This is a genomic window from Streptomyces sp. NPDC059994 (assembly GCF_042737755.1).
Lineage (GTDB): Bacteria > Actinomycetota > Actinomycetes > Streptomycetales > Streptomycetaceae > Streptomyces.
In genome coordinates this window covers 1-17,489 of sequence record NZ_JBHWUR010000141.1, presented here as the reverse complement: position 1 = coordinate 17,489, position 17,489 = coordinate 1, and the positions used below count along the sequence as shown (strand labels likewise).

Annotated in this window: 16 protein-coding genes and 1 riboswitch; of the genes, 11 read left to right on the top strand and 5 right to left on the bottom strand. The window is 72.1% G+C overall.

Annotated elements, in window-relative coordinates:
- The 5 genes from ACFWA7_RS36565 to ACFWA7_RS36545 all read left to right on the top strand — a co-directional run.
- On the top strand, positions 1-546 hold a 546-nt coding region (locus tag ACFWA7_RS36565), incomplete at its 5' end, for a flavodoxin-dependent (E)-4-hydroxy-3-methylbut-2-enyl-diphosphate synthase (RefSeq protein ID WP_385827387.1).
- 44 nt (positions 547-590) lie between these two features.
- Positions 591-2,498, top strand: a complete 1,908-nt coding sequence (dxs, locus tag ACFWA7_RS36560; protein ID WP_385827385.1) for a 1-deoxy-D-xylulose-5-phosphate synthase — start codon at positions 591-593, stop codon at positions 2,496-2,498.
- The gene (locus ACFWA7_RS36555; RefSeq protein WP_385827383.1) at positions 2,495-3,892 is read left to right on the top strand and encodes an aspartate aminotransferase family protein; all 1,398 of its coding nucleotides are present in this window, start codon (positions 2,495-2,497) and stop codon (positions 3,890-3,892) included. The genes dxs and ACFWA7_RS36555 overlap by 4 nt, the downstream gene beginning before the upstream one ends.
- Positions 3,893-3,954: 62 nt before the next feature.
- Positions 3,955-4,563, top strand: a complete 609-nt coding sequence (locus ACFWA7_RS36550; RefSeq protein WP_385827381.1) for a helix-turn-helix domain-containing protein — start codon at positions 3,955-3,957, stop codon at positions 4,561-4,563.
- A 10-nt stretch (positions 4,564-4,573) separates the two neighbouring features.
- Entirely contained in the window at positions 4,574-4,717 is a 144-nt protein-coding gene (locus ACFWA7_RS36545; RefSeq protein WP_385544459.1) for a DUF6126 family protein, read from the top strand.
- 13 nt (positions 4,718-4,730) lie between these two features.
- On the opposite strand, the gene ACFWA7_RS36540 is transcribed toward ACFWA7_RS36545, so the two are convergent.
- Positions 4,731-5,546 (bottom strand): tyrosine-protein phosphatase, encoded by an 816-nt coding sequence (locus ACFWA7_RS36540; protein WP_385544456.1) that lies wholly within the window; start codon positions 5,544-5,546, stop codon positions 4,731-4,733.
- 195 nt (positions 5,547-5,741) lie between these two features.
- Between ACFWA7_RS36540 and ACFWA7_RS36535 the strand changes: the two genes are divergently transcribed.
- The 3 genes from ACFWA7_RS36535 (at position 5,742) to ACFWA7_RS36525 (ending at position 10,287) form a co-directional block, all read left to right on the top strand.
- Positions 5,742-7,856, top strand: coding sequence for an alpha-galactosidase (locus ACFWA7_RS36535; RefSeq protein WP_385544453.1), 2,115 nt, complete (start codon positions 5,742-5,744; stop codon positions 7,854-7,856).
- Positions 7,857-8,241: 385 nt separating this feature from the next.
- Positions 8,242-8,407: riboswitch (cyclic di-AMP (ydaO/yuaA leader) on the top strand.
- Positions 8,408-8,411: 4 nt separating this feature from the next.
- A complete protein-coding gene (locus tag ACFWA7_RS36530) occupies positions 8,412-9,365 on the top strand; it encodes a peptidoglycan DD-metalloendopeptidase family protein (protein ID WP_385544450.1) in 954 nt (317 codons plus the stop codon).
- A 130-nt stretch (positions 9,366-9,495) separates the two neighbouring features.
- A complete protein-coding gene (locus ACFWA7_RS36525) occupies positions 9,496-10,287 on the top strand; it encodes an SGNH/GDSL hydrolase family protein (protein ID WP_385544447.1) in 792 nt (263 codons plus the stop codon).
- 200 nt (positions 10,288-10,487) lie between these two features.
- Here the strand turns inward: ACFWA7_RS36525 and ACFWA7_RS36520 are convergent, their stop codons facing one another.
- From ACFWA7_RS36520 to ACFWA7_RS36505, 4 genes are all read right to left on the bottom strand, one after another.
- Positions 10,488-11,483, bottom strand: coding sequence for an NAD-dependent epimerase/dehydratase family protein (locus ACFWA7_RS36520; protein WP_385827379.1), 996 nt, complete (start codon positions 11,481-11,483; stop codon positions 10,488-10,490).
- A gap of 92 nt (positions 11,484-11,575) precedes the next feature.
- A complete protein-coding gene (locus tag ACFWA7_RS36515; RefSeq protein WP_385544441.1) occupies positions 11,576-12,373 on the bottom strand; it encodes a polysaccharide deacetylase family protein in 798 nt (265 codons plus the stop codon).
- A gap of 128 nt (positions 12,374-12,501) precedes the next feature.
- Positions 12,502-13,512 carry a pentapeptide repeat-containing protein gene (locus ACFWA7_RS36510; protein ID WP_385827377.1) on the bottom strand — a complete coding sequence of 337 codons (1,011 nt, stop codon included), beginning with the start codon at positions 13,510-13,512 and terminating at the stop codon, positions 12,502-12,504.
- A gap of 119 nt (positions 13,513-13,631) precedes the next feature.
- Positions 13,632-13,811: a hypothetical protein gene (locus tag ACFWA7_RS36505; RefSeq protein ID WP_385544435.1), complete on the bottom strand. Its 180-nt coding sequence runs from the start codon at positions 13,809-13,811 to the stop codon at positions 13,632-13,634.
- A gap of 140 nt (positions 13,812-13,951) precedes the next feature.
- On the opposite strand from ACFWA7_RS36505, the gene ACFWA7_RS36500 reads away from it, so the two are divergent.
- From ACFWA7_RS36500 to ACFWA7_RS36490, 3 genes are all read left to right on the top strand, one after another.
- Positions 13,952-14,392, top strand: coding sequence for a PPOX class F420-dependent oxidoreductase (locus ACFWA7_RS36500; RefSeq protein WP_385544432.1), 441 nt, complete (start codon positions 13,952-13,954; stop codon positions 14,390-14,392).
- A 279-nt stretch (positions 14,393-14,671) separates the two neighbouring features.
- Positions 14,672-15,865 carry an MBL fold metallo-hydrolase gene (locus ACFWA7_RS36495; RefSeq protein ID WP_385827375.1) on the top strand — a complete coding sequence of 398 codons (1,194 nt, stop codon included), beginning with the start codon at positions 14,672-14,674 and terminating at the stop codon, positions 15,863-15,865.
- A 196-nt stretch (positions 15,866-16,061) separates the two neighbouring features.
- A partial coding sequence (locus tag ACFWA7_RS36490) for an ATP-binding protein (protein ID WP_385827373.1) occupies positions 16,062-17,489 on the top strand: 1,428 nt, incomplete at its 3' end.

The window sequence follows — 17,489 nt, the reverse complement described above, 5'->3', positions numbered from 1 at the left end:
TTGGCGGCGCGGTGTGACTATCCGTTGCATCTGGGTGTGACGGAGGCGGGTCCGGCGTTCCAGGGGACGATCAAGTCGGCTGTGGCGTTCGGTGCTCTGCTGAGTCAGGGGATCGGGGACACGATCCGGGTTTCCTTGTCGGCGCCGCCGGCGGAGGAGATCAAGGTGGGGATGCAGATTCTGGAGTCGTTGAATCTGCGTCAGCGTCGTCTGGAGATCGTGTCGTGTCCGTCGTGTGGTCGGGCGCAGGTGGATGTGTACAAGTTGGCGGAGGAGGTCACGGCGGGTCTTGAGGGCATGGAGGTGCCTTTGCGGGTCGCGGTGATGGGGTGTGTGGTGAACGGGCCGGGTGAGGCGCGTGAGGCGGATCTGGGTGTGGCCTCGGGCAATGGCAAGGGTCAGATCTTCGTCAAGGGTGAGGTGATCAAGACGGTTCCCGAGTCGAAGATCGTCGAGACGCTGATCGAAGAGGCGATGAAGATCGCCCAGGAGATGGAGGGGGAGGGCGTCGCCTCCGGCGCCCCGAGCGTCACCGCGCGGGGCTGACCGGCACCACGGAGAGCTGAACGGGATCCGAAGGGGGCTCCAGCGTGACGATCTTGGAGAATGTTCGGGGGCCGCACGATCTGAAGGCGCTGGACGGCGCCCAACTCGCCGCGCTGTCACAGGAGATCAGGGATTTCCTGGTCCACGCGGTGGCGCGGACCGGGGGCCATCTGGGGCCCAATCTGGGGGTGGTGGAGCTCTCCATCGCCCTCCACCGGACCTTCGACTCGCCGGTCGACCGCATCCTGTGGGACACCGGGCACCAGAGTTACGTACACAAACTGCTCACCGGGCGCCAGGACTTCTCGAAGCTGCGCTCCAAGGGCGGGCTCTCCGGCTACCCCTCGCGCGCCGAGTCCGAGCACGACGTCATCGAGAACTCGCACGCCTCGACCGTGCTCGGCTGGGCCGACGGACTCGCCAAGGCCAACAGCGTCCTGAACAGGGACGCCCATGTCGTCGCGGTCATCGGCGACGGCGCGCTCACCGGCGGCATGGCCTGGGAGGCCCTCAACAACATCGCGGCCGCCCGGGACCGGCCGCTGATCATCGTCGTCAACGACAACGAGCGCTCCTACGGCCCGACCATCGGCGGCCTCGCCAACCACCTGGCGACCCTGCGCACCACCGACGGGTACGAGCGGTTCCTGGCCTGGGGCAAGCAGGTGCTCCAGCAGACACCGGTGGTGGGGCGGCCGCTGTACGAGTCGCTGCACGGCGCCAAGAAGGGGTTCAAGGACGCGTTCGCGCCGCAGGGCATGTTCGAGGACCTGGGACTGAAGTACGTGGGGCCCATCGACGGGCACGACATCGAGGCCGTCGAGTCGGCGCTGCGGCGAGCCAGGCGCTTCCACGGCCCCGTCCTGGTGCACTGCCTCACCGAGAAGGGGCGCGGCTACCAGCCGGCCCTGGACGACGAGGCCGACCGCTTCCACGCGGTGGGCGCGATGGACCCGCTGACCTGCGAGCCGCTGACGCCGTCCAACGGCCCCTCCTGGACCACGGTGTTCGGCAGGGAGCTGGCCGCGCTCGGCGAGGAGCGGCCGGACATCGTGGCGATCACCGCCGCGATGCTCCACCCCACCGGGCTCACCGAGTTCGCCGCGCGCTTCCCGGACCGGATCTGGGACGTGGGCATCGCCGAGCAGCACGCGGCCGTCTCGGCGGCCGGGCTCGCCACCGGCGGCCTTCACCCCGTCGTCGCCGTCTACGCCACCTTCCTCAACCGCGCCTTCGACCAGGTCCTGATGGACGTCGCCCTGCACCGGTGCGGGGTGACGTTCGTCCTGGACCGGGCCGGGGTCACCGGCGTCGACGGCGCCTCGCACAACGGCATGTGGGACCTCTCCGTCCTCCAGGTCGTGCCCGGGCTGCGGATCGCGGCCCCGCGCGACGCGGCCGAGCTGCGGGCCCAGCTGCGTGAGGCGGTCGAGGTCGACGACGCCCCGACGGTGCTCCGCTTCCCCAAGGAGCCGGTCGGCCCGGACCTCCCCGCGCTGGACCGCATCGGCTCCATGGACGTGCTGCGCCGCGACGAGGACGCGGAGGTGCTGCTCGTGGCGGTCGGGGTGCTCGCGCCCGTCTGCCTCCAGGCCGCCGATCTGCTCGCCGGGCGCGGCATCGGGTGCACGGTGGTGGACCCCCGGTGGGTCAAGCCCGTCGACGAGCAGCTGGCGCCGCTGGCCGAGCGGCACGCGCTGGTCGCGGTCGTGGAGGACAACATCCGTACCGGCGGCGTCGGGTGGGCCGTCGGGCAGGCCCTGCGGGACGCCGGGGTGGACACCCCGCTGCGCGGCTTCGGCATCCCCGAGCAGTTCCTCGCGCACGCCAAGCGCGCCGAGGTCCTCGCCGACATCGGGCTCACCCCGGTGGAGATCGCGGGACGGATCAGCGCCGCGCTGGCGGCGCGCCAGGACGCCGCCGCGGCGGCCGAGAAGGAGAGCGACGCATGACCGACGGCGGACCCAAGGGCTTCGACCTGGCCCGGCTCCTCGCCGAGCGCGGGGCCGAGCGCTACGAGCTGCACACCAAGTACCTCAACCACCAGCTGCCGCGCATGCTGCACACCATCGGCTTCGACAAGGTCTACGAGCGGGCCGAGGGCGCGTACTTCTGGGACGCGGACGGCCAGGACTACCTGGACATGCTCGCGGGGTTCGGGGTGATGGGCCTGGGCCGCCACCACCCCGTGGTGCGCAAGGCACTCCACGACGTGCTGGACGCCTCGCTCGCGGACCTCACCCGCTTCGACTGCCAGCCGCTGCCCGGCCTGCTCGCCGAGAAGCTGCTCGCCCACAGCCCGCACCTGGACCGGGTGTTCTTCGGCAACAGCGGTACGGAGGCGGTGGAGACCGCCCTGAAGTTCGCCCGGTACGCCACCGGCCGGCCCAGGGTCCTGTACTGCTCCCACGCCTTCCACGGGCTGACCACCGGCGCGCTCTCGGTCAACGGCGAGTCGGGCTTCCGCGACGGCTTCGCCCCGCTGCTGCCCGACACGGCGGTCCCGCTCGGTGATCTCGCGGCCCTTGAGCGGGAGTTGAAGCACGGCGACGTGGCCGCGCTGATCGTGGAGCCGGTCCAGGGCAAGGGCGTCCACGAGGCGCCGCCCGGCTATCTGCTCGCCGCGCAGGAGCTGCTCCACAAGCACAAGGCGCTGCTGATCGCGGACGAGGTGCAGACCGGGCTCGGCAGGACCGGCGACTTCTACGCGTACCAGCACGACAAGGGCGTCGAGCCGGACCTGGTCTGTGTCGCCAAGGCGCTCTCCGGCGGCTATGTGCCGGTCGGCGCGACCCTCGGCAAGGAGTGGATCTTCAAGAAGGTCTACTCGTCGATGGACCGGGTCCTGGTCCACTCCGCCAGCTTCGGCTCCAACGCCCAGGCGATGGCGGCGGGGCTGGCGGTGCTCGCGGTGATGGAGGACGAGGACGTCGTCGCCAACGCGCGCGCCACGGGCGAGCTCCTGAGGTCCCGGCTCGCCGCGCTGGTCGACCGCTACGAGCTGCTGCACGACGTGCGCGGGCGCGGGCTGATGATCGGCATCGAGTTCGGCAAGCCCTCCTCGATGCGGCTGCGCGGACGCTGGACCATGCTCCAGACCGCCCGCAAGGGCCTCTTCTCTCAGATGGTCGTGGTGCCGCTGCTCCAGAAGCACCGCATCCTCACCCAGGTCTCCGGCGACCATCTGGAGGTGATCAAGCTGATCCCGCCGCTGACGATCGGCGAGCCCGAGGTGGACCGGTTCGTCGACGCGTTCACCGCCGTCATGGACGACGCGCACGGCGGCGGAAGCCTGATGTGGGACTTCGGCCGGACCCTGGTCAAGCAGGCGGTCGCCAACCGGTAGACGGTTTTGCCTCTGGGGCAAAAAATTTGCCCCAGCGGCAACCCGCTGACTGAATGGAGTGCATGAGCACTCCCGCCGAAGGCGCCGGGGAGCCGGCCGGCCCCGCGCTCCCCGATGTCGCCCCGCGCCTGCGCGACCTGCGGCGCCGCCGCGGCCTCACCCTGGAGGCCGCCGCCCCGCGCGCCGGTCTCTCACCGGCGCACCTCTCCCGCCTTGAGACGGGCGCCCGCCAGCCCTCGCTGCCGATGCTGCTGGCGCTCGCCCGTACCTACGGTACGACGGTTTCCGAGCTGCTCGGCGAGATGCCGCCCGAGCGCGAACCCGTCATCCGGGGCGGCCGTGCCGAGCCCGCCGAGGCCGACGGCTGGACCTACCACCGGGCGGGCCACCCGGGCCGGGCCATGCAGGCCCTGCGCGTGGAGGTCCCGTACGGCACCCAGCGCGAGCTCGTCCGCGTCCACCCCGGCGAGGAGTGGCTCCACGTCCTGTCCGGGCGGCTGCGGCTCACCCTCGGCGACGCCACGCACGAACTCGACCCCGGCGACAGCGCGCACTTCGACTCGCTCACCCCGCACCGGATCTCCGCCGTCTCGCACGGCGGGGCCGCGTTCCTGTTCGTCCACACCCTGCTCCAGAGCCCCGATCCGTATCCGCACCACCCGCACGGCTGAGAGGTACGCCATGTCGCAGAACCAGGGACGGTCCGACGCGAGCACCCAGGAGACGAAGTTCCCCCGGGGGCTCGTGGTCCGGCTCTTCGCCTACTTGATCGCGGGCCACATCTTCGCGGCCTTCCTCTACCTTCTGTTCACGATCGGCAAGTAACCCGCCACGCGGCTCACGCCGCGTCCTGCACCAAGCGGTCCCGCAGCCGCTCGCGGGTCTCGGCCGTGAGGCCCAGGCCCTCGGTCAGATAGCGGTCGGTGGTGCCCCAGGTCTCCTCGATGGTGTCGAAGGCCGCGTGCAGATAGCTGGCGCGGGCGTCGAAGAGGGGGTTGAGCAGCTCCACGATCTCCGCGCTCATCCCGGCCGCGGAGGTGTCGCTGCGGTGCATCTTGTAGCGGCGGTGCGGGTCGTTGGACTTGAGGTAGTCCGCCTCGATGGCCTCCCGCTCGACGCCCACCGCGAGCAGCGACACCGCGATCGAGAGCCCGGCGCGGTCCTTGCCCGCCGCACAGTGCATCAGCGCCGGGACGCTGTCCTCTGCGAGCGCGTGCAGCACCCGGCTGTGCTCGGCCGTGCGCTCGCGGATGATCGTCCGGTACGAGCGGGACATCCGGTCGGCGCCCCGGCCGTCGGAGAGGACCGACCGCAGCTGGTTGATGTCGCCGTCGCGGACCATCTTCCAGAACTCGGCCCCGTCGGCGGGGTCCGTCAGCGGTATGTTCACATTGCGCACCCCCGGCAGGTCCACGTCCGGCCCCTCCAGCTTCTGGTCCGCCGCGTTGCGGAAGTCGAAGATGGTGTGCAGCCCGAGGGTGGCGAGGAAGGCAGCGTCCTGCTCGGTCGCGTGTGCCAGGTGGCCGCTGCGGAAGAGCCGTCCGTGCCGCAGCCGGCGGCCGTCCACGGTCGGCAGTCCGCCCACATCACGGAAGTTGCGCACCCCGGAGAGCTCGGGTTCGGTCGAAGGGACCTGCGGAGTCTGCTGCGTCACGTTCGCTCCTGATGTGGTTCGAAAAAAGATCACGCCGCTCGATCCGACGATACGACATGGGTTCCCGGGGCAATCATCTCGACGGCCCGACCGGAAGGCGACCCCCTCGCACCCGTTGCCCTCGCGGCGAAGGACCCCCGATCCTGTTGTTGGTGTTCGTGCCTGTGCGTACCTGTGCGGAACTGGGGAGTCGCGATGATCGAGACTACGGACGACGGACGGGTGTGGCTGCTCTCCGGCCGCACCAGCGGCTATGCGCTGCACCTCACGGACCACGGGGAACTCCTGCACCTCCACTGGGGCCCGCGCCTGGCCCTCGCCGACGCCGAGGCACTGGCCGCCCAGCCCCTGCCGCCCTACTGGCCCTTCGAGTCACCACTGGATGGCCAGGAGGAATACGTGGTGGAGGGCGGGCCCCGATTCGCGCGCCCCGCGCTCTCCGTACGGACCCCTCGGGTGCGCGGCACCGAGTGGACCTTCGCGGACGCCGTGGCCGACGGCGACGAACTGCGGCTGCGCTGCACCGACGCGGTGCACGGCCTGGGGCTCACCCTGCACTACCGGATGCGCGACGACGCCGACGTCGTCGAGCGCTGGGCGACCGTCGCCCACGAGGGCACGGCCGGGGACCCGGACCTGGAGCTGCTGCGGGCCGACGCGGCCGTGTGGACGCTGCCGCTGCGCGACGGCTGGCGGCTCAGCCAGCTGCACGGCCGCTGGGCGGCCGAGTCCCGGCTCGTACGGGCCGACCTCACCCCGGGCGACAAGGTGCTCGGCAGCCGCCGCGGCCACACCGGCCACCAGCACCTGCCCTGGGTCGCCCTGGACGCCGAGGGCACCGCCACCGAGGAGAGCGGCGAGGTGTACGGGTGCGCGCTCGGCTGGTCCGGGTCCTGGCGCATCGCCGTCCAGCACCTGCCGGACGGCCGGGTGCAGATCAGCGGCGGCGCCGGGTACGACGACTCCGGGCTGCTGTCCCTCGCGCCCGGCGATTCGTACACCACACCGGTCTTCGCCGGGCTGTGGAGCCCGGACGGCTTCGGCGGAGCCAGCCGGGAGTGGCACGCCTGGCAGCTGGCCCGGGTGATCCCGGATGCCGAGCGGGTGCGGCCGGTGCTCTTCAACTCCTGGGAGGCCACCGGGTTCGACATCTCCGAGCCGCAGCAGCGGGCGCTGGCGCACCGGGCGGCCGCGATGGGCGTCGAGCTGTTCGTCATCGACGACGGCTGGTTCGGGGACCGCACCCATGACGCGGCCGGGCTCGGCGACTGGACGCCCAACCCCGAGCGCTTCCCCGGCGGCCTCAAGCCGCTGGCCGACGAAGTGCACGCGCTGGGCATGCGGTTCGGGATCTGGGTCGAGCCGGAGATGGTCAACGCCGACAGCGCGCTGTACCGGGCGCACCCGGAGTGGGTGCAGCACCAGAGCGGACGCCGGCGCACCGAGTTCCGCAACCAGCTCGTGCTCAACCTGGCCCGCCCGGACGTCCAGGAGTACCTCTGGGAGCAGCTGGACGGACTCCTTTCGAGCGCGCCCGTCGACTATGTGAAGTGGGACTTCAACCGCTGCTTCACCGACGCGGGCTGGCCCGGCGAGGAGTATCCGCAGAAGCTCTGGATCGAGCATGTCCGGGCGCTGTACGGCCTGTTGGACCGGCTGCGGGCCGCGCACCCCTCGGTCGACTTCGAGTCCTGCTCGGGCGGCGGCGGCCGGATCGACCTCGGCATCCTCTCCCGTACGGACCAGGTGTGGACCTCCGACAACACCGACCCGCTGGACCGGCTCGCCATCCAGGACGGCTTCAGCCAGCTGCACCCGGCCCGGGTCATGGCCGCCTGGGTCACCGACAGCCCCAACACCCTGCTCAACGGCCGCCGCAGCAGCCTGCGCTTCCGCTTTGTGAGCGCGATGGCCGGAGCGCTCGGCATCGGCGGCGACCTCACCCGATGGAGCGAGGCCGAACTGGCCGAGGCGCGCGGGTGGGTGGAGCTGTACAAGGCGATCCGGCCGGTGGTGCAGCTCGGGGCCCAGTACCGGCTGCGGCCGCCGCGCGGGGGGCTCAGCGCCGTCCAGTACGTACGCGGCGACGACACCGTGGTCCTCGCCCATCTCCAGGCCCAGCGCTACGGCGAGCGTCCCCCGGCCGTACGGCTGCGCGGCCTGGACCCGGCGGCGGCCTATCGGTGCCTCGACACCGGGGCCGTACACAGGGGAGCGGTATTGCTGCACCGGGGTCTGGACACCGGGCTGCGGGGCGATCTTGATGCGGCGGTGTTCCGTTTCCGGCGGCTTGGCGAACTCCCGGCATAAGGAATTCGCGTTCTTGGCGCACTGAAGATCTCCATCGGGATGCACTGACCAAAAGTGGACAGAAGGGTGATAGGTGGCGGGAAGGGGTGAATCGACTAGAACTTTCACCCGGATTGGGCGATTTGATGGCTCCTGTCCATCTCCCTGGCGGGAAGGGGAGGTTGCCCGTGAGCAGCGTCATACCCGTGACGTTCCGTGGTGGCAGCCCCGAATGAATCCCCCGTTCCGGCGGGGCCTGTTGGGAATTCCGGTCGACGCAGGGTGACCGGAATTCCCGGAGGAATTCCCGGCCGGGAATGCCGAAGGCGAATGGGTACTTGTCGTGACCCACCGGGCTCGCTTACGGTCACCGCAATCCGGGTGGACCGCCGAATCCTGCCACCGCTCGGAATCCGCACCCATCCACGCGTGGCAGGAGCGGGGGACCCAGGTAAGCGCCGTCCGGAACTCCGGCACGGCTCGGGGTGAAGCCGGAACACCGCACGCGGTGCCCGGCCGGGCAGCTCCAGCCCGAACCCGACAGCTCACCTCGCAGGCGCCGGAGAGGAATCCGCCATGCCCGCGAAGGGTAAGCACCGCCGTCCCAAGTCCAGCCCGATATCCCGGGGCATGGTCGCCGCCGGTACGGGCGGCGCCGCGCTCGCCATCCCGCTGCTGGGCGCCACCGGCGCGCACGCCGCGGTGAAGACCGCCGCCCCCGCCACCGCGCCCCAGCAGGCCGTCCGCGCCGCCGGGACCTTCACCGCCGCTCCGGCCGCCGCCCCGCAGGCCGTGCCCACCACGTACAAGGTCAAGAGCGGCGACTGCCTGTCGCAGATCGCCCAGGACCACCGGCTCGGCGGCTGGCAGCGGCTCTACAAGGACAACCGCGAGGTCGTCGGCTCCGACCCGGCGCTGATCCGCCCGGGCATGAAGCTCACCCTCGGGGCCAAGGCCCCGGGCGGCGGCGCGTCGCACGGCTCCGCCAAGGCGAGCGGTTCGCACGCCTCCGGTACGAAGAAGTCCGCCCCCCGCACGCCGAAGTCCTCCCCGGCCGCCTCCGCCCCCAAGGCGGCCGCCGCCGACACCTCCTCGTCCGCCACCGCGAACCAGGGCTCCGCCTCCGGCTTCCGCGCGCCGCTCGACAGCGTGAGCATCGGCACCCCGTACCGCATGGCCGGATCCATGTGGTCCAGCGGCTACCACACGGGCGTCGACTTCGCGGCCGACACCGGCACCACGGTGAAGGCGGTCGGCGCGGGCACGGTCGTCTCGGCCGGCTGGGGCGGCGCGTACGGCAACCAGGTCGTCATCCGGCACGCCGACGGCATGTACTCCCAGTACGCCCACCTCTCGCAGTTCTCCGTCTCGGCCGGGCAGACCGTGACCGAGGGCCAGCAGCTCGGGCTCTCCGGCGCCACCGGCAACGTCACCGGCCCGCACCTGCACTTCGAGATCCGCACCACGCCCGACTACGGCTCCGACGTCGACCCGCTCGCCTACCTCCGCCAGCAGGGCGCGAACCTCTGACGGCCGTTTGCCCGTCGGTAATTGGCGCGTATTCCCGCTGCGGGAAACTGACCGGGTGGTCTATATCACCCATCGTCAACCCCTCCTTACGGTCGCGTAGGTCACACCCATAAGGGAAAGATGTGGTCTCGTGGCAGACGATTCGAGATCATTCAGCAGCGGTACGTTCGGGTCGTACACGGCGCTCGGCGACAGCTTCACGGAAGGCGTCGGCGACCCCGGCCCGGACGGGGCGTTCGTCGGCTGGGCGGACAGGTTCGCCGTGCTACTGGCAGACCAGCGACCGGAGGGGGCCTTTCGCTACGCTAATCTCGCGGTCCGCGGCAGGCTCCTCGACCAGATCGTCGAGGAGCAGGTGCCGCGGGCCAAGGAGCTCGCGCCCGACCTGGTGAGCTTCTGCGCGGGGGGCAACGACATCATCCGGCCGGGCAGCGACCCGGACGACGTGGCCGAGCGCTTCGAGCGCGCCGTGGCCGACTTGAAGAGCGCGATCCCGACGGTCATGGTGACCACCGGGTTCGACACGCGCGGGGTGCCGGTCTTCAAGCATCTGCGGGGCAAGGTCGCCACATACACCGCGCACGTGCGCTCCATCGCGGACCGCTACGGGTGCCCGGTGCTCGACCTGTGGTCGCTCAAGTCCGTTCAGGACAGGCGGGCGTGGGACGGCGACCGGCTGCATCTGTCGCCGGAGGGGCACACCCGGGTCGCACTGCGCGCCGCCCAGGTGCTCGGGCTGCAGATCCCGGCCGACCCGGACCAGGCGTGGCCCCCGCTGCCGCCGCGCAACACCCTGGACGTGCGGCGCGACGACATCCACTGGGCGCGCGAGCACCTGGTGCCGTGGATCGGACGACGGCTGCGCGGCGAGAGCTCGGGCGACCACGTGGAGCCCAAGCGCCCGGATCTGCTGCCTCTCTGACGCATCATCAGCTCCGTATCGGAGCAGCTTTCCTCGGAGCAGCTTTCCTCGGTGCGGTGCGGTGCGGTGCGGTGCGGCCCCGCGCCCCTATAGGGGTGCGGGGCTGTGGCATGTGCGGCTCTGCCGGGACGGGGGTCGCCCTGTTCGAGCGAAGCCGCGAACTTGGGGGAGCGGCCAGCCACAGACGGCCCGCAGCCGAATCACCGCTGCGCCAGCAGCCTCCGCTCCGTCTCCGGGTCGAGTCCGACCCGGGGGCGGTCCGGCCGCTGCGGAGCCTCGCCGCCGATCGATTCGAGCCAGGCCCAGGTGTCGGCGACCGTCTCCTCGACGGGACGGCAGCGCAGCCCCGACAGCACGGCCTTCCATACGTTCGAGCCGTGCATCGTGCGGTGCAGCTCGCCCGGCGGAATCCACACCGGCAGGTGGTTCCAGGGCTCGACCCCGGCGGCCAGGATCGCCTCCGGGTCCGTCCAGCGCAGCTCCGCGCCGCCGCCGGTGACCCGTACGCATGCCTCAAGGAGCTCGCCCATGGTGGTGTGGTCCGGCGGGGAGACCAGGTTGTACGGGCCGCAGAGCCCGAAGTCGGCCGCGCTCACGATCCACTCCGCCAGGTCCCGGGCGTCGATGAACTGGACCGGCAGATCGCGCGGCCCCGGCGCGAGCACCTCGCCGCCGCGCGCCATGCGCCCCAGCCACCACGGCAGCCGCCCGATGTTCTCCCACGGGCCGAGGATCAGCCCCGCGCGCACCAGGAGCGAGCGGTCCGGGCCGAACTCCTGGACGGCGGCGAGCTCGCCGCCGCGCTTGGCCCGCGGATAGTCCACCTCGTCCCCGGCGTCGGGCGAGCCCTCGACCGGCGGCGCGGCCTCGTCGGCCGCGGCCGGGACCGGGTCCGCGTACACGGACCGGCTCGACACATAGACGTACCGGGCGGCGCGCCCCTCGGCGAGCAGCCGCGCGGCGTCGCGCACCGCCGAGGGCGCCCCCGACCAGGTGTCCACGACCACGTCCCACCGCCCGTCGGTCAGCGCCGCCAGGCCGCCCTCGGCCGTCCGGTCGCCGAGCAGTGTGCGCACACCCTCGGGCGGCTCGTGGCGGCCCCGGTGGAAGACCGTCACCTCGTGCCCGCGCGCCACCGCGGCCTCGGCCACGGCGCGGCCGACAAATTCCGTACCACCCAGTATCAGCAGCTTCATGGCCGCAACTCTGCCTGCCGGAACGGGTCCTGAGAAGCGTTGCATGCTGAGGGCGAAATCCTGGCCGTGTCCACGCGCGGCCCAGGGGAGCGTCAGGGGCGGTAGAGCTGGCCGGGCTTCGGGGCGGCGGGGGTGAGCAGCTGGGGCACGGTCACGAAGGTGAAGCCGCGCGCTTTGAGGGCGTCGATGATCCCGGGCACGGCGGGCACGGTCCCGTCGTAGATGTCGTGCAGCAGGATGATGCCGTCGCGGTCGGCCTGGTCGAGGATGCGCTCGGTGATCAGGGCCGAGTCGTTGGTGGAGTAGTCCTTGGCGGTCGCGCTCCACAGGATCTGCGAGAGCCCCAGCTCCTTGCTGACCTTGGTGACTTCCTTGTTGGTGCGGCCCTGCGGCGGCCGCATCAGGACCGGCTTGCGGCCGGTCAGCTTGGCCACCGCCTCCTGGGTGCGGTTGAGCTCGGTGCGTATCTCGTCGGGCTTCAGGTTGTCCAGACGCTCGTGCGACCAGGTGTGGTTGGCGACCTCGTGCCCCTCGGCGGCGATGCGGCGCACGGTGTCGGGGTACTTCTCGACGTGGTTCCTGCCGAGCAGGAAGAAGGTGGCGTGCACCTTCTTCTCCTTGAGCGTGTCGAGCAGTTGGGGCGTCTTCTCGCCCGGCCCGGCGTCGAAGGTCAGGGCTATGCATTTGGCCTTGCGGCAGTCGACCCCGGCGGCGGTGCCCGCGTCGGCACCCGCCGCGGCCTTGCTGTCGAGCGCGTCGTTGCGGGCGGAGCGCGGCGAGACGGCGCCGTCGGAGCAGCCGGTCAGCGTCAGGCCGAGTGCGGCCACGGCGACCAGCGCGGCGGCCGCCCGCCCCCGGGCACGACGCACTTCGGAATTGCTGCTGCGCATGACGCGACTCCCCTTCGGCCTGGACCAGAACATGGCGGGGACTATACGTGAGGTGTATACACGGCATGCATAGTGGGGTGGCCCCAAGCGGCCCAGGGCTCGTACGGGCCCTGCGGGCAGGCGATCGGCTACTTGCGGCGGGACCCGGCCGGGCCCGAGCCCCTGCGCCGGGAGGCGCCGGGCTTGCCGGACGGGCCGCCCTTACGGCCGGAGGCGGCCGGGGTGGCGTCCTTGCGCCCGGACGGCGCGGGCGGGGCCGAGGTGCCCTTGTCCCAGTGCGACGGGCGCTCCAGGCCCCCCGGCAGCACAGTCCCCGCGTCGCCCCGCGCCGCGTTGACCTGCGTCTGGGTGAGGAAGAGGCAGTCGGTGAGGTCCGCCCCGGCGAGGTCCGCGTCGCGGAAGTCCGCTCCGATCACATCGGCGAGCCGCAGATCCGCCCCGCTCAGATCGGCCGCGATGAGATACGCGCCGCGCAGGTCCGCACCACGCAGATCCGCGCCCCTGAGCCGGGCCCCGAACAGATCGGCGCCCCTGCGGTCCTTCTTCTTGCCCCGGACCTCGGCGCGTACCAGCTCGCTGGTGCGCAGCAGCAGGGCGTTCACCTCGGCGCGGTGCGCGGCCACGTCCAGCTCCAGGAGCGTGTCCACCGCGCTGAGCGTCAGGCGCTCGATCCTCTCCCGCGCGGCCGCCACCTGGCGGTGGACCGGGCGCGCCGCCGGGCGGGCCTGCGCCTCGGCGAGGTACCAGAGCAGCTCGTGGAGCTGGCGCATCACCGGGAGCGCCGCGAACATCTGCCGCGACCCGTCCGGGGACTCCCGCCAGTTCCGGCCGACAAAGGTGACCTGGGAGATCTTCTGGCCCGCGCCGAAGCAGTCGTACACCGTGCACCCCTGGAAACCCCTGGGGCGCAGCTTGTCGTGGATGCCGCAGCGGAAGTCCTGCCCGAGGTTGGCGCAGGGGTCGCCGGCGGCCTTGTCGACGGCGAAGTCCGTGGACCGCGAGAACGCGAGCGCCACGCAGCACAGGCCGAAGCAGTTCGCACAGTCGGCCCGCAGCGCGGAGCGGTCGTCCGCCGGTCCGGGCGCCGCGGCGACCTGCTCATGTACGCGGTTCTCGGATGTCTCGGACAAGGCGGGCATTCTCCTGTGGTGTCGATCGGCCCGGGCGGCCGCGGCGGGATGTGCCACAGGCCCGGCGCGGGCATACGGGCAGGCCGAGCCTATCGCCCGGCCGGAGCGCCCAGAGGGCGGCGGCGGGGCTACGCGGCCTCGTCGAGATCGGCGGTCGTGGCCGCCGCCCACAGCGTGAGCAGCCGCTCGTACTCCTCCGAGGGCCAGCCGCCGTCCGGGTCCGCGCTGTCGACGAGCTCGCGAATCGCCTCATTGGCGGCTTCGGCGTCCGGCAGTACGGGACCAGGGAGGTGGGCGGTAGGGGACATGCGTCCAGCCTAAGCGCACGGTCGGACGATCGGCCCCGAATAGTCACTGCCAAGTCCATCACACCGTCGTCAGCCATCCCCCACACCACCTTCACCGCGCGCGCGGGAATCGGGGGTGGGCGCGCGCTGTTCCAGTGGCCATGACGGCATTCGACGCACACGAGGAAGCACTGCTCAAGCTGGTCGCGGCGGAGAAGGGCGGCGTCCTCGCCACCCTCAAGCGCGACGGGCGCCCCCAGCTTTCCAACGTGAACCACGCGTACTACGCGGAGGAGGGCGTGATCAAGGTCTCCCTCACCGACGACCGCGCCAAGACGAAGAACCTGCGCCGCGACCCGCGCGCCAGCTACCACGTCACCAGCGACGACCGCTGGGCCTGGACCGTGGCCGAGGGCGTGGCGGACCTCTCCCCGGTGGCCGCCGACCCGCACGACGCGACCGTCGAGGAACTCATTCAGCTGTACCGGGACGTCCAGGGCGAGCACCCGGACTGGGAGGACTACCGGCGGGCCATGGTCCGCGACCGGCGCGTGGTGCTCCGGCTGCGGGTGGGGCGTGCCTACGGGCAGCCGCGTGCCTGAGCTGCCCCCGGCGGGTCGCTGCCGCGTAACGGCGCCCCGCGTGGTGCTCCGGCTGCGGGTGGAGGGTGCCTACGGGCAGCCGCGTGCCTGAGCCGCCCCCGGCGGGTCGCTGCCGCGTAACGGCGCCCCGCGTGGTGCTCCGGCTGCGGGTGGGGCGTGCCTACGGGCAGCCGCGTGCCTGAGCCGTCCCCGGCGGGTCGCTGCCGCGTAACGGCGCCGTTCCCGCGTTGTCGTACCCGCCGCACATAATGGAACGACCCCCGAGCCCCAGGAGGTGCCGTGACCGGCGCTGGTTCTCTGCTCCCACTCCGCTCCCGGCTGCGCGAGCTGCGCCCCGCCGCGTTCGGGGCCGACCCGGCGGGGGAGCGTCTGGAGCGGATCCGCCGCTCGCCCAACTTCGCGGACGGGGTCTTCCAGAACCCGGAGGGCGCACGGACGCGGCCGTCCGGCTCGATGGTGGAGTTCGCCAAGATCTACTTCGAGAAGGAGCAGCGGGCCCTGCGCGCCCCGGTGGGCAACATCCCGGTGCACGCGACGACGCTCGCCGACCTCGCCAGGCCGCCCGCCACCGGACTGCGGCTCACCTGGATGGGGCACTCCAGTGTCCTCGCCGAGATCGACGGCCGCCGGGTGCTCTTCGACCCGGTGTGGGGCGAGCGCTGTTCCCCCTTCGCCTTCGCCGGGCCCAAGCGCCTGCACCCGGTGCCCGTCCCGCTGGCCGCACTCGGCCCCGTGGACGTCGTGGTCATCTCGCACGACCACTACGACCATCTGGACCTGCCCACCATCCGCGCCCTGGCGGGTACGGGGACGGTGTTCGCGGTCCCGCTCGGTGTCGGCGCCCATCTGGAGTACTGGGGCGTCCCGGCCGACCGCATCCACGAGCTCGACTGGAACGAGTCGACGAAGGTCAACGGGCTCAGCCTCAGCGCCACCCCCGCGCGCCACTTCTGCGGCCGCGGCCTGCGCAACCAGCAGCACACGCTGTGGGCCTCCTGGGCCGTCACCGGTCCCGAGCACCGGATCTACCACAGCGGTGACACCGGCTACTTCGACGGCTTCAAGGACATCGGCGCCGAGCACGGCCCGTTCGACGCCACGATGATCCAGATCGGCGCGTACAGCGAGTTCTGGCCGGACATCCATATGACTCCGGCCGAAGGCATGCGGGCCCACCTCGACCTCCAGGGCGGCCGGCCGCACGGCGTGATGCTCCCGATCCACTGGGGCACCTTCAACCTCGCCCCGCACCCGTGGGCCGAGCCGGGCGAGGGGACGATGGCCGCCGCCGCGGCGGCCGGCACCGGGATCGCGCTGCCCATCCCGGGTGAACCCTTCGAACCCACCTCGGAAAACGTGCCGTCCGCGCCCTGGTGGCGCCCGGTCGCGCCGACCCCGGCGGGCGGCTGGCCGGTGCACACCCGCAAGCCCGCCAGGGCGGGAGAACAGGAGGCGGCGCCGGTCGTCTCCTAGGAGATGTGCCGGCATTTCGCGCTGCTGTACGAGGCGTCATACCAGAGCGGGACGCGGCAGGGGGAACTTTTCCAACTGCGCACCGAGGGTGATGGGTTGACCACTACTGTGAGTGGCCGATGATCAACGCGGGCCCATACCGGTTGAGTTGGGCCCGGGACCACGATCTCTGGGACCCCACGTACCGAGGACGCAGATGTCTCATCTTCGCGCACCCGCCGCGCGGTCCGAACGCCGCGAGGGCGGGCGGCACGGACGTACGGCACACCGGCCGCAGCCCCCGGCCGCACCCGCGAGCGCCCCGGCTCCGGCGGGCCGGCCACCCAGCGGGCAGCGGCCGGCCACCGGGGGCCGCATACGACCCCAGCTGCTGCGCACCGCGGTGCTGCCCGCCGTGGCCGCCGTGCTGTGCGGCGCGGCCGCCGTCGTCTTCACCCTCCACTCCACCCACGCCCACCCCTCCAAGATGCTCTGGGCGGCGCTCGGCGGCATGGCGGTCCTCGCCGCCGCGTCCGTGGCGGCCGCCGCGGTGGGCGCCGACCGGGCCGCCAAGACCGTGCTCGGCCGCGCCAACGGGCTGCGCCGGGGCAGCGCCCGCTCGGCCGCCGACCTGCACACGGTGGTCGACGGACTGCGCCGCGGCGAGGGCCCGCCCACCCGTCGCGGACCCGTTCAGCTCCCGCCGGACGCCGATGAGTTCGAGCTCCTGGCGCACGAGCTGACCCGGTCCCACGAGGCGGCCGTGACCGCTGTGGTGCAGGCCTCGCAGCTCTCCAGCAGCGTCGGCAACGAGCAGAAGGTCGAAGTCTTCGTCAATCTGGCCCGTCGGCTCCAGTCCCTCGTCCACCGCGAGATCCAGCTCCTGGACGAGCTGGAGAACGAGGTCGAGGACCCCGAGCTGCTCAAGGGCCTGTTCCACGTCGACCACCTCGCCACCCGTATCCGCCGGCACGCGGAGAACCTCGCCGTCCTCGGCGGCGCCATCTCCCGCCGCCAGTGGTCCCACCCGGTGACCATGACCGAGGTGCTGCGCTCCTCGATCGCCGAGGTCGAGCAGTACCCCCGGGTCAAGCTGGTGCCGCCGATCGACGGCACGCTGCGCGGCCACGCGGTCGCCGACGTCATCCACCTCCTCGCCGAACTCGTCGAGAACGCCACGCTGTTCTCCGCCCCGCACACCCAGGTGCTGCTGCGCGCCCAGCTGGTGACCGCCGGGCTCGCCGTCGAGGTCGAGGACCGCGGTCTGGGGATGCCCGTCACCGAGCAGACCAAGATGAACGCGCTGCTCTCCGACCCCGATCAGGTGAATGTCGCCCACCTCCTCCAGGACGGCCGGATCGGCCTGTTCGTGGTCTCCGCGCTGGCCCGCAGACACGGCATCGCGGTCCGCCTCCAGACCAACATCTACGGCGGCGTCCAGGCCGTACTGGTGCTGCCGCAGGGCCTGTTGGGCGCCGACTCGGAGAGCGTCAAGGACGGGCAGACGGCCGATCGACAGGCCCTCCCGGAGCCCGCCGGCCCCCCCCTCCCGGCCCACCCCCAGCCCCCCGTCGGCGCCCCGCAGCCGCCCGCGCCCCCGCCTGCGCCCGTGCCCGTCCCGCCCCCCGCCGCGCCGGTGCCGCCC